Below are 9,622 nucleotides of genomic sequence, written 5' to 3'. Positions count from 1 at the left end.
CCGAGCCCGCCCCGGAGCCGGCGGCCGAGGCCCCCGAGGCCGAGGAGCCGGCGCTGGTCGACCTGGCTTTTGCTGGGCGGGCGCGGCTCGGGCAAGACGCGCGCCGGCGCCGAATGGGTGCACGGGCTGGCGAGCGCCGTTCAGCCGTTCGCCGGGCGCGTGGTCAGCCCGATCGCGCTGGTCGGCGAAACGCTGGCCGACGTCCGCGAGGTGATGATCGAGGGGCCGGCGGGCATTGTGGCGTGCGCGCGCTACAACCGGCCGGTCTACGAGGCGACGCGGCGGCGGCTGGTCTGGCCGAACGGGGCCGTCGCGCATGTGTTTTCGGCGCACGATCCCGGCAGCTTGCGCGGGCCGCAATTCGCCGCCGCCTGGTGCGACGAAACGATGAAATGGCCATATCCGCGCGAGTGCTGGGACATGTTGCAGTTCGGCCTGAGACTGGGCGGCTGGCCGCGCCTTGCGGCGACGACGACACCCAGGCCGCTGAAGCTGCTCGCCGATATCATGGCCGATGCGCGCACGGTGACCGTGCGCATGCGCACGAACGACAATGCGGCCAACCTGGCCGGCGACTTCCTGGCGACGATGCAGGCGCGCTATGGCGGCACGCGGCTCGGCCGGCAGGAGCTCGACGCCGAGATCCTCGCCGAGCGCGAGGATGCGCTGTGGACGCGCGCGCTGCTCGACCGGCTGCGCCTCGCCGCGCCCGCGCGATATGCGCGCATCGTCGTCGCCGTCGATCCGCCGGCATCGGCCAAGGCCACCTCGGACGCATGCGGCATCGTTGCCGCCGGCCTGACCGGCGCGGGCGAGATCCACGTTCTGGGCGACCATTCGATCGACGCCGCGGCGCCGAGCCGGTGGGCGGCCGGGGCCGTCGGCGCCTACCATGCGCTCGGCGCCGACGTGATGGTCGCCGAGGTCAACCAGGGCGGCGACATGGTCATGAGCGTGATCGCGACGGTCGATGCGACGGTCAATGCGCGCGCCGTGCGGGCGAGGCGGGGCAAGTGGCTGCGCGCCGAGCCGGTCGCCGCGCTCTACGAGCAGGGCAGGGTGCGCCATGTGGGCGTGCACCCGGCCCTTGAGGACGAGATGTGCGACTTCGGCCTCGACGGCCTGTCGTCCGGCCGGTCGCCGGACCGCCTCGACGCCCTGGTTTGGGCCGTCGCGGAGCTTGTGGCGGCCGGGGACGGCAAGCCGCGCGTCCGTGCCCTTGCGTAACCACGTAACCACGTAACAAGGAGCCTTCATGCCAAGGCTTTTCGATTGGCTCGCCCGGCGGCGCGCCGTCCCCGAACCCGCGCGCCCGGCCTCCGGCCGTCCCGCTCCGCCCGTGCAGGCGAAATCGGCCATGGCGCAGGGGTTCGTCGCGATGCACACCATGCTCGATGCCGGTTGGACCCATGCGTCCTTCGCCGCCCTGGCGCGCGAGGGTTTCATGCGCAACCCGATCGTCCATCGCTGCATCCGGATGATCTCCGAGGCCGCCGCGGCCGTGCCCTGGACCGTCCATGACGGCGATGCCGCGCTCGCCGACCATCCCCTTGCCCGTGTCATTGCGCGGCCCAACCTCTCCCAGTCGCGCGCCGCTTTCATCGAGACCGTTTTCGGCAACCTGCTTTTGTCCGGAAACGCCTATGTCGAGCGTTCGGACGCGGTGGGCGGCAAGGTGCAGCTCCACTGTCTGAGGCCAGACCGCGTCCGCTTCGAGACCGACGCGCGGGGCTGGCCGGTCCGCTGCGTCCACGACACGGTGGACGGCCCGCGCGCCATCCGCATCGACGATGCCGGCGACGGTCCGCAGCTTCTGCACCTGTCACTGTACAACCCGCTCAGCGAGGCGGACGGGTTCGCCCCCCTCCAGGCGGCGCTGATGGCGCTCGACGTGCACAACGCCGCCGCCCGGTGGAACAAGGCGCTGCTCGACAATGCCGCGCGCCCGTCCGGCGCGCTCGTCTATGCGCCGGGCGACGGCTCCAACATGACGCCCGATCAGTACGACCAGCTCAAAAAGGAGCTTGAGGACGGCTATTCGGGCGCCGGCAATGCCGGCCGGCCCCTGCTGCTGGAAGGCGGGCTCGACTGGAAGGCGATGGGCCTGACGCCCAGGGACATGGATTTCATCGAGGCCAAGAATTCGGCCAGCCGCGACATCGCGCTCGCCTTCGGCGTGCCGCCCATGCTGCTCGGCATTCCCGGCGACAACACCTATTCCAACTATCAGGAAGCCCAGCGGGCCTTCTACAGGCTCACGGTCCTGCCGCTGCTGCGGCGCACGAGCGAGGAGGTGGGACACTGGCTCGCCCCGCTCTATCCCGGCCGCATCCGCATCGGCATCGATCTCGACCAGGTCGAGGGCCTTGCCGCCGAACGCGACGCGCTGTGGGCGCGGCTCGAAGGGGCTTCCTTCCTGACCGACGCCGAAAAGCGGACCGCCGTGGGCTATGCGCCGGAGCCGGACCGGCTGGCGCCCCGATGAGCGACATCAACCCGGCCGGCACGCTGTGGCTGGCCAGGCTGGCCGGTGCCGTCGCCGGGTCCGCGATCTCGCTTGCCTATCTGTTCCCGCGGACCCGCCGGGAGGCCGCGCTGCGCTTTCTGACCGGCGTGACGGGCGGTGTCGTCTTCGGCACCACGGTCGGTGTGGCGGTCGCCGAGCGGCTCGCCATCGCCGATGCGCTGTCCGACACCGAAACCGTTCTGATGGGCGCGGCGCTGGCCTCGTTGAGCATCTGGTGGGCGATGGGCCTGGCCATCCGCTTTGCCGCCCGCAACGGCCGGCTGGCCCCCGAAAAATCGGACCGGAAGAGGCACGATGAACGCACTTGAGAGCAAATATGCCGGCGCCGAGCTGACGCGCGTCGAGGCGACCGGCGTCTTCACCGGCTATGCGAGCGTCTTTGACGCGGTCGATCTGGGCAAGGAGAAGGTCGCGCCCGGCGCGTTCGCCCGCTCGCTGGCCGACAAGGGGGCGGCGGGCATCCGCATGCTGTTCCAGCACAATCCGGACGAGCCGATCGGCCACTGGCTGTCCATCGTCGAGGACGGCCGCGGCCTGAGGGTTAAGGGCCGCATCAACACCGATGTGACGCGCGGCCGCGAGGTCCTGTCGCTGATGCGCGCCGGCGGGCTCGACGGCCTGTCGATCGGCTTCAGGACCGTCCGCGCCCGGATGGATGCGGCCACCGGCGTCCGGCACATACTGGAAGCCGATCTGTGGGAAATCTCCATCGTCACCTTTCCGATGCTGCCCGAGGCGCGCATCGCGGCGGTCAAGGCCGCCCCGCTGCCGACCGTCCGGCAGTTCGAGCGCTGGCTCGTGCGCGACGCCGGGCTGACGCGAAGGCAGGCCCGAACGGTCCTCGCCAAAGGGTTTGCCGCGCTGGATGGCGGGCGGCAAGCCGCCTCCGAGACCGCCGCGCACCATGGCCCGCGCCTTGCCGGCGCGATCCGCCGCGCGGCCGACCTGATCAACCGCAAGACACAGGAACTGCGATCATGACAAGCCTCCAGCACGGCGCGTGGGCGCCGAACACCAAGGCCGCGACCGGCACCGCCGCCGCTCCGCTCGCACCGCTTCCGGCGTCCCACGCCCGGGATGTCGCCGAAGCCTTCGACGACTTCATGCGCGCCTTCGAATCCTTCAAGCAGGCCAATGACGAGCGCCTCAGCGAACTCGAAACCCGGCTCGGCGAGGATGCCGTCTCCGCCGACAAGGTCGACCGCATCAACGCGGCCGTCGACGAGCACAAGCGCGTGCTCGAACGGCTTGTCGCCAAGGCCGTGCGCCCGGCGGCGAGCGGCGCGCTCTTCGGTCCGGCCGGCGAACACAGGGCCGCGTTCGAGCGCTATGTGCGCAAGGGCGACGAGAACGGCCTCCGCAGGCTTGAATCCAAGGCCATGTCCTATGGTTCGGGGCCCGATGGCGGCTTCCTGGTGCCGCCCGAGACCGAGACGGCGATCGCCGGCCGGCTTCGCGACCTGTCGCCGATCCGCGCGCTCGCGAGCGTGCGCCAGGTGACCGGAGCGGTCCTCAAGAAGCCGTTCGCCACGACCGGACCGGACGTCGGCTGGGTCGGCGAAACCGCCCCGCGGCCCGAGACGAACACGGCGGCGCTGGCCGAACTGAGCTTCCCTACCGCCGAGATCTACGCCATGCCGGCGGCGACCGCGATGCTGCTTGAGGACAGCGCGATCGACATCGACCGGTGGATCACCGCCGAGGTGGAGGCCGCCTTTTCCGAGCAGGAAGGCGCCGCCTTCGTCGCCGGCAACGGCGTCAACAAGCCCAAGGGCTTTCTCGACTACGCCAAGATCGCCGAGACGGGCTGGAGCTGGGGCGGTATCGGCTACATCGCCACCGGCACCAGCGCCGGTCTGCCGGCGGCCGATGCGTCCGACGTTCTGCTGGAGACCGTCTATGCGCTCAAGGCCGGCTACCGGCAGAACGGCAACTGGCTGATGAGCCGCAAGACCCAGGCCGCGATCCGCAAGCTCAAGGATGCGGATGGCGACTATATCTGGAAGCCGCCGGCGACCGCCGATCAGAAGCCGGCGCTGATGGGCTTTGCCGTCCATGAGGCCGAGGACATGCCGGCGATCGCGGCGAACTCGTTCTCGATCGCCTTCGGCGATTTCGCCCGCGGTTACCTGATCGTCGACCGGCGCGGCATCTCGGTGCTGCGCGACCCCTATTCCGCCAAGCCATACGTGCTGTTCTACACCACCAAGCGCGTCGGCGGCGGCGTCCAGGATTTCGACGCGATCAAGCTCGTCAAGTTCGGCGTGAGCTGAGCGGCGGCGCGGCCTCGTCCACCCGCGCCCGCACGCCGCGCCGTGCGCGGGCGGCCCGGTCCGCCTCCCTGCCGGGCCGCCCGTTTCCCCACCTGTTCAAGGACATGCCATGCTTTTGATGCCCCTTGCCGATCCGGCCGTCGCGCCGGTGACCCTCGCCGATGCCAAGGCGCACATGCGCCTCACCCACGATGGCGAGGACACGCTGATCGGCGAACTCGTCAAGACCGCCGCGCGCTTTTTGACCGAGGACACCGGCCTCGCCCTGATCGATCAGGGCTGGCGGGTGTCGCTGTCCGCCCCGCCGTCCGGGCCGGTCGCGCTGCCGCGCCATCCCGCCGCCTCGATCATCGCCGTGACGGTCTATGACGGCGAGGGCGCGCCCGTCACGCTCGACGGCGGCGCATACCGGCTCGACCTGCGCCGCCGCCCCGCCACGCTGGCCTTCGAGCCGGGCGGCGTCCCCGCGCGCGCGAACGGCATCGACATCGACTTTCGCGCCGGTTTCGGCGGAACGGGCGTCGAGGTGCCCGACACGCTCAGGCGCGCGGTGCTGGCGCTGGTCGCGCACTGGTACGAGTTCCGCGCCGTCTATGACGCGGCCGACCAGCCCGTGTCGGTCCCGATGGCCTATTCGCGGCTCGTGCGCCCCTGGCGGCGGATCGGACTGTGACCATGCCGCGCAAGCCCTTTGATCCCGGCCGGCTGCGCACGCGCTTTGCGCTTGAGCAGTTCTCGTCGAGGCCCGACCAATATGGCGGAACGGTGGAAAGCTGGACCCATGTGGCCTTCGTCTGGGGCAGGGTCGAGACGACGCGGCCGTCCGCGCCGGTCCGCGCGGGCGATCAGGAGCCGGCGCTCGCGCGCACGGTCCTCGTTCGCGCCGATCCGCGCATCGGGCCGGCCATGCGCCTTGTCGCCGGCACGCAGCGCCACATCATCCGCACCGTTCACGATCCAGACATGACGGGCCGCTTCCTTGAATGCCGCATCGAGACGCAGGTGCCGGCATGAACCTGCATGTGCGTCTGACCGTCGGCGCCCTGATCTCCGCCCTGCGCCGCGCCGCGCTGCGAAAGGCCGACGAACGGGCCGAGCGCCTGGCCGAGGAAGCGGCGCGCACCGCCAGGGACGAGGATGAACGCCGGTGATCGACGATCTGCACCGGTGGCTCTTCGGCCTTTTGTCGTCGGACGCGGCGCTGATCGCCGAACTGGGCGACCCGCCGTCGATCTTCGACCGGCCGCCGCCGCGCCGCGCGTTGCCGGCGGTTTATCTCGGCCGGATCGAGGCGAGCGACTGGAGCACGGACGACGGCCCCGGCCGGGCGTTCCTCGCCACGATCCATATCTATGCGCGCGGGCCCAGTCGCGGCGTGCTCTACACGGTGGCCGAGCGCGTCTCGGAGCGGGTTCCGGCCGCCGCACCGGCGACCGCTGACGCAACCCGCATCGTGCTCGCAACGCAGTCGAGCGCGACCTACGCCCATGATCGTGGGCAGGCGGCGTTCCACGGCACGCTGCGCTTCCGGTTCCTGTGCGAGCCGGCGGCCTGATCCTGCCCCTCACCCTTCAGAACCAGACGGAGACGCCCCGATGGCAGCCCAGCGCGGCAAGGACATTCTTCTCAAGCTCTTCGACGCCGGCACGCAGGCCTTCGTTTCGGTCGCCGGGCTGAGGACCAAGCGCATCGCCTTCGGCGCGCGGACCGTCGATGTCACCGACACCGAATCCGCCGGCCGCTGGCGCCAATTGCTGGGCGGCGCCGGCATCAGGCGCGCCTCGCTGTCGGGAACCGGCATCTTCAAGGACGCGGCATCCGATGCGCTGGTGCGCCGGGCCTTCTTCGACGGAACGATCGCCCAATGGCGGATCGTGATCCCCGATTTCGGCACGGTCACCGGCGCGTTCGCGATCACCGCGCTCGATTATGCGGGCAATCATGACGGCGAGGTCACCTTCGAACTGGCCCTTGAATCGGCCTCCCAACTGACCTTCGGGGCCTTGTGATGCTGGTCAACGCCAAACGGGGAGAGATCGTGGCCAATCTGGGCGGCAAGGACCGCTGCCTTTGCCTGACGCTCGGCGCGCTGGCCAGGCTCGAAGCCGCCTTTGCGGTCTCGGACCTTGCCGCGCTGGGCGCGCGCTTTTCCTCGGGCCGGCTCTCGGCGCGCGATCTGATGGTGATCATCCATGCCGGCCTTGAGGGCGGCGGGCACACCTTCACGCTTGAGGACGTTGCCGGGATGCAGGCGGACGGGGGGCTTGCCGGCTACGCTGCCATCGTCAGCGAACTTCTGACGGCGACTTTCGGCGAGGCCGGCGATGCCGGATGAACCGGGCGCGCGACCGTTCCCCTGGAGCGAGGCGATGCGCTTCGGCCTGGGCGTGCTGCGCCTTGCGCCGGCCCAGTTCTGGGCGATGACCCCGCGCGAACTGGCAGCCGCCATGGGCGCCTGGGGCGCGGGCGCGCCGGCGCCGCCCCACCGGCGGTCGCTCGATCGCATGCTCGACGATTTTCCGGACAGCCAGGACATGTGCGATGGATGAGGAAATCATCATAGCCATCGATGCGGATACGTCGAAATTCGAGGAGGCATTGTCGCAGGCCGAGCGCAAGGCCGAGAGCTTCGGCCACACCGTCACACGCGCTTTCCGGGACATCGCCTTTGAGGGCAGTTCCGTCGAGAGCGTGTTTCGCGACATCGCCATGAGCATCGCCGGTCGGGCGCTCGATGCCGGCCTGGCGCCGCTCGAACGCGCGCTCGACGGTTTTGCCGCGCGCATGTTCGGCGGCCTGCTTGGCGGTTTCAAGCCCTTCGCCATGGGCGGCCTCGCCTCGACTGGACTGTTCGCCGGATCGGGCGGCGTGATCGCCGCGCCGGCCTATTTCCCCCATGGCGGCGGCGTGGGTGTCGCGGGCGAAGCGGGCGCCGAGGCGATCCTGCCCCTCAGACGCGGCGCGGACGGCGCGCTGGGGGTGGCCTCGGACGGCGCGGGCGGCCCGGCGCCGACGGTGATCGTCAACATCTCCACGCCCGACGCCCGAAGCTTCGAGCGCTCGCAATCGCAGGTCAGCGCGGCGCTGGCGCGCGCGGTGATGCGCGGCCGGCGCGGCGTTTGAGGAGCCGCCTCTTGTCCGCCTTCCATGATGTCGCCTTCGCCGTTCGCCAGCCCTTTGGCGTGCAGGTGGCGACGCGGCGCCGGATCGATGTGGTCACCCTGGCCTCGGGGCATGAAACGCGCAATGCCCGCACGGCCGACGCCCTGCGCCGCTACACGATTCCGATCGGCACCCGGCCGATCGGCGAGATCCGCGCGGTCCTTTCGTTCTTCGAGGCGCGCGGCGGCCCGCTGCACGCCTTCCGGTTCCGCGATCCGCTCGAACAGTCGACCGCGGCCGACGGCGGCGCGCCCGGCGCGACCGACGCGGCGATCGGTAAGGGCGACGGTGCCAGCGACACGTTCCAGCTCGCCACCGCAAGCGGCCGCACCATCCGCAGGCCCGAAGCCGCGAGCGTGCTCGTCGCTCTGGACGGCGTGGCCGTCGATGCCGCCGCCATGTCCGTCGATCCGGCGACGGGGCGCGTCACGATCACACCGCCTCCCGCTGCCGGCGTGTCGGTCACCGCCGGCTGTCGGTTCGACGTGCCCGTCCGCTTCGAGAACCGGAGCCTTTCGGTGACGCGCGCCGACGACCGCAGCGGGTCGCTGGACGATCTGGTGCTCGTGGAGGTGATCGCATGAAGGCCCTGCATCCCGATCTTCGGGCCCACCTCGAAGGCGCGGCGACCACGGCATGCCTTGCCTGGATTCTCGCGCGCGCCGATGGCGTCACGCTGGGCTTCACCGATCATGACCGGCCGCTGGCCGTCGCCGGCGTCCTCTGCGAGCCGCGCACCGGGTTTTCCGCCGGCGCCGCCGAGGCATCGCTCGGCCTTGGCGGTGACATCTCAGACGTGTCCGGGGCCCTTGCCTCCGAGGCGATCGCCGAGGCCGACATTGCGCGCGGCGCCTATGACGGCGCCGATGTCGCGCTCTACCTCGTCAACTGGCGGGCGCCGGAAACGGCCACGCTGCTGCGCCGGTTCCATATCGGCGAGATCGTGCGCGAGGGCGGCACGTTCCGCGCCGAACTGCGCAGCCTGTCGGCGGCGCTCGACCAGCCGCGCGGCCGCTTCTTCACGCGCCAGTGCGACGCCCAGCTCGGCGACGGGCGCTGCGGCTTCGATCTGGCCGGCGCGCCGGGCTTCTCCGATGCCGGAACGGTCGACACCGCCGACGGCGCCCGCGTGATCGATCTGGCCGGCATCGTTCCGTTCGCCGACCGCTGGTACGATGGCGGCCTGCTGCGGTTCCGGACCGGGGCGCGGGCGGGCGATGCCCTGGCCGTCGCCTCCGTTCGCCTGCTCGAAGACGGTCTGGCCCGCGTCACGCTGCGCGCGCCGATGGGGCCGGCACCGGAGGCCGGCGATCTGGCGACGCTTCTGGCCGGTTGCGACAAGCGCTTCGAGACCTGCAAGGCCAAGTTCGCCAACCATCTCAACTTTCGCGGTTTCCCGCACATGCCGGGCGATGACCGGGCGCTGGGCTATCCGCGCCGCGACGACGTCTTCGATGGCGGCCCCCTTGTCCCCTGAGCCCGATTCGACCCGCGCCGCCATCCTGGCATCCGCGCGCCGGTGGCTGGGCACGCCCTACCGCCATCAGGGTCGCCGGCGCGGCGTGGGCTGCGATTGCCTCGGCCTTGTCGTCGGCGTCTGGGGCGAGGTCTATGGCGACATGCCGGCCCATGACCGGGCCTATTCGGCCGACTGGGCCGA

Annotated in this window: 16 protein-coding genes; all 16 read left to right on the top strand. The window is 71.0% G+C overall.

Translation table 11 applies throughout. The features are described 5' to 3' along the window. Positions 1 to 1,227 (top strand): DNA-packaging protein (locus AC5E6L_RS11430; protein WP_491773396.1); only part of this gene is annotated, 1,227 nt, incomplete at its 5' end. Between the two features lie 28 nt (positions 1,228 to 1,255). After that, the gene (locus AC5E6L_RS11425; protein ID WP_491773394.1) at positions 1,256 to 2,485 is read left to right on the top strand and encodes a phage portal protein; all 1,230 of its coding nucleotides are present in this window, start codon (positions 1,256 to 1,258) and stop codon (positions 2,483 to 2,485) included. Continuing rightward, positions 2,482 to 2,835, top strand: coding sequence for a DUF6107 family protein (locus AC5E6L_RS11420; protein ID WP_491773392.1), 354 nt, complete (start codon positions 2,482 to 2,484; stop codon positions 2,833 to 2,835). Before AC5E6L_RS11425 ends, AC5E6L_RS11420 begins: the two co-directional genes overlap by 4 nt. Continuing rightward, the gene (locus AC5E6L_RS11415; RefSeq protein WP_491773390.1) at positions 2,822 to 3,508 is read left to right on the top strand and encodes an HK97 family phage prohead protease; all 687 of its coding nucleotides are present in this window, start codon (positions 2,822 to 2,824) and stop codon (positions 3,506 to 3,508) included. The genes AC5E6L_RS11420 and AC5E6L_RS11415 overlap by 14 nt, the downstream gene beginning before the upstream one ends. Next, on the top strand, positions 3,505 to 4,800 hold the full coding sequence (locus tag AC5E6L_RS11410) for a phage major capsid protein (RefSeq protein ID WP_491773388.1): 1,296 nt from the start codon (positions 3,505 to 3,507) through the stop codon (positions 4,798 to 4,800). Before AC5E6L_RS11415 ends, AC5E6L_RS11410 begins: the two co-directional genes overlap by 4 nt. Positions 4,801 to 4,909: 109 nt before the next feature. Beyond that, on the top strand, positions 4,910 to 5,473 hold the full coding sequence (locus AC5E6L_RS11405) for a head-tail connector protein (protein ID WP_491773386.1): 564 nt from the start codon (positions 4,910 to 4,912) through the stop codon (positions 5,471 to 5,473). A gap of 2 nt (positions 5,474 to 5,475) precedes the next feature. Next, on the top strand, positions 5,476 to 5,814 hold the full coding sequence (locus AC5E6L_RS11400; protein ID WP_491773384.1) for a head-tail adaptor protein: 339 nt from the start codon (positions 5,476 to 5,478) through the stop codon (positions 5,812 to 5,814). Then, on the top strand, positions 5,811 to 5,951 hold the full coding sequence (locus AC5E6L_RS11395) for a hypothetical protein (RefSeq protein ID WP_491773382.1): 141 nt from the start codon (positions 5,811 to 5,813) through the stop codon (positions 5,949 to 5,951). Before AC5E6L_RS11400 ends, AC5E6L_RS11395 begins: the two co-directional genes overlap by 4 nt. Then, positions 5,948 to 6,355 (top strand): DUF3168 domain-containing protein, encoded by a 408-nt coding sequence (locus tag AC5E6L_RS11390; RefSeq protein ID WP_491773380.1) that lies wholly within the window; start codon positions 5,948 to 5,950, stop codon positions 6,353 to 6,355. The genes AC5E6L_RS11395 and AC5E6L_RS11390 overlap by 4 nt, the downstream gene beginning before the upstream one ends. Before the next feature lie 40 nt (positions 6,356 to 6,395). Then, positions 6,396 to 6,809: a phage major tail protein, TP901-1 family gene (locus AC5E6L_RS11385; protein WP_491773378.1), complete on the top strand. Its 414-nt coding sequence runs from the start codon at positions 6,396 to 6,398 to the stop codon at positions 6,807 to 6,809. Continuing rightward, positions 6,809 to 7,135: a gene transfer agent family protein gene (locus tag AC5E6L_RS11380; RefSeq protein WP_491773376.1), complete on the top strand. Its 327-nt coding sequence runs from the start codon at positions 6,809 to 6,811 to the stop codon at positions 7,133 to 7,135. The genes AC5E6L_RS11385 and AC5E6L_RS11380 overlap by 1 nt, the downstream gene beginning before the upstream one ends. Beyond that, positions 7,125 to 7,349: a rcc01693 family protein gene (locus AC5E6L_RS11375; protein ID WP_491230917.1), complete on the top strand. Its 225-nt coding sequence runs from the start codon at positions 7,125 to 7,127 to the stop codon at positions 7,347 to 7,349. Before AC5E6L_RS11380 ends, AC5E6L_RS11375 begins: the two co-directional genes overlap by 11 nt. Then, positions 7,342 to 7,923: a phage tail tape measure protein gene (locus AC5E6L_RS11370; protein ID WP_491773374.1), complete on the top strand. Its 582-nt coding sequence runs from the start codon at positions 7,342 to 7,344 to the stop codon at positions 7,921 to 7,923. The genes AC5E6L_RS11375 and AC5E6L_RS11370 overlap by 8 nt, the downstream gene beginning before the upstream one ends. 11 nt (positions 7,924 to 7,934) lie before the next feature. Further along, positions 7,935 to 8,546 (top strand): phage distal tail protein, Rcc01695 family, encoded by a 612-nt coding sequence (locus AC5E6L_RS11365; protein ID WP_491230919.1) that lies wholly within the window; start codon positions 7,935 to 7,937, stop codon positions 8,544 to 8,546. Further along, on the top strand, positions 8,543 to 9,439 hold the full coding sequence (locus AC5E6L_RS11360) for a phage/gene transfer agent baseplate hub protein (RefSeq protein ID WP_491773372.1): 897 nt from the start codon (positions 8,543 to 8,545) through the stop codon (positions 9,437 to 9,439). The genes AC5E6L_RS11365 and AC5E6L_RS11360 overlap by 4 nt, the downstream gene beginning before the upstream one ends. Further along, a partial coding sequence (locus tag AC5E6L_RS11355) for a C40 family peptidase (RefSeq protein ID WP_491773370.1) occupies positions 9,429 to 9,622 on the top strand: 194 nt, incomplete at its 3' end. The genes AC5E6L_RS11360 and AC5E6L_RS11355, both read left to right, overlap by 11 nt.

The sequence above is a fragment of the Roseitalea sp. genome, from assembly GCF_984466335.1.
Note: the sequence above shows the minus strand (reverse complement) of the source record. Positions and strands in the feature narration are given on the sequence as shown.

Bases quoted from the DNA above. Each gene is read 5' to 3' on its own strand.
- AC5E6L_RS11425 (WP_491773394.1), top strand. From the start codon at position 1,256: ATGCCAAGGCTTTTCGATTGGCTCGCCCGGCGGCGCGCCGTCCCCGAA.
- AC5E6L_RS11420 (WP_491773392.1), top strand. From the start codon at position 2,482: ATGAGCGACATCAACCCGGCCGGCACGCTGTGGCTGGCCAGGCTGGCC.
- AC5E6L_RS11415 (WP_491773390.1), top strand. From the start codon at position 2,822: ATGAACGCACTTGAGAGCAAATATGCCGGCGCCGAGCTGACGCGCGTC.
- AC5E6L_RS11410 (WP_491773388.1), top strand. From the start codon at position 3,505: ATGACAAGCCTCCAGCACGGCGCGTGGGCGCCGAACACCAAGGCCGCG.
- AC5E6L_RS11405 (WP_491773386.1), top strand. From the start codon at position 4,910: ATGCTTTTGATGCCCCTTGCCGATCCGGCCGTCGCGCCGGTGACCCTC.
- AC5E6L_RS11400 (WP_491773384.1), top strand. From the start codon at position 5,476: ATGCCGCGCAAGCCCTTTGATCCCGGCCGGCTGCGCACGCGCTTTGCG.
- AC5E6L_RS11395 (WP_491773382.1), top strand. From the start codon at position 5,811: ATGAACCTGCATGTGCGTCTGACCGTCGGCGCCCTGATCTCCGCCCTG.
- AC5E6L_RS11385 (WP_491773378.1), top strand. From the start codon at position 6,396: ATGGCAGCCCAGCGCGGCAAGGACATTCTTCTCAAGCTCTTCGACGCC.
- AC5E6L_RS11380 (WP_491773376.1), top strand. From the start codon at position 6,809: ATGCTGGTCAACGCCAAACGGGGAGAGATCGTGGCCAATCTGGGCGGC.
- AC5E6L_RS11375 (WP_491230917.1), top strand. From the start codon at position 7,125: ATGCCGGATGAACCGGGCGCGCGACCGTTCCCCTGGAGCGAGGCGATG.
- AC5E6L_RS11370 (WP_491773374.1), top strand. From the start codon at position 7,342: ATGGATGAGGAAATCATCATAGCCATCGATGCGGATACGTCGAAATTC.
- AC5E6L_RS11360 (WP_491773372.1), top strand. From the start codon at position 8,543: ATGAAGGCCCTGCATCCCGATCTTCGGGCCCACCTCGAAGGCGCGGCG.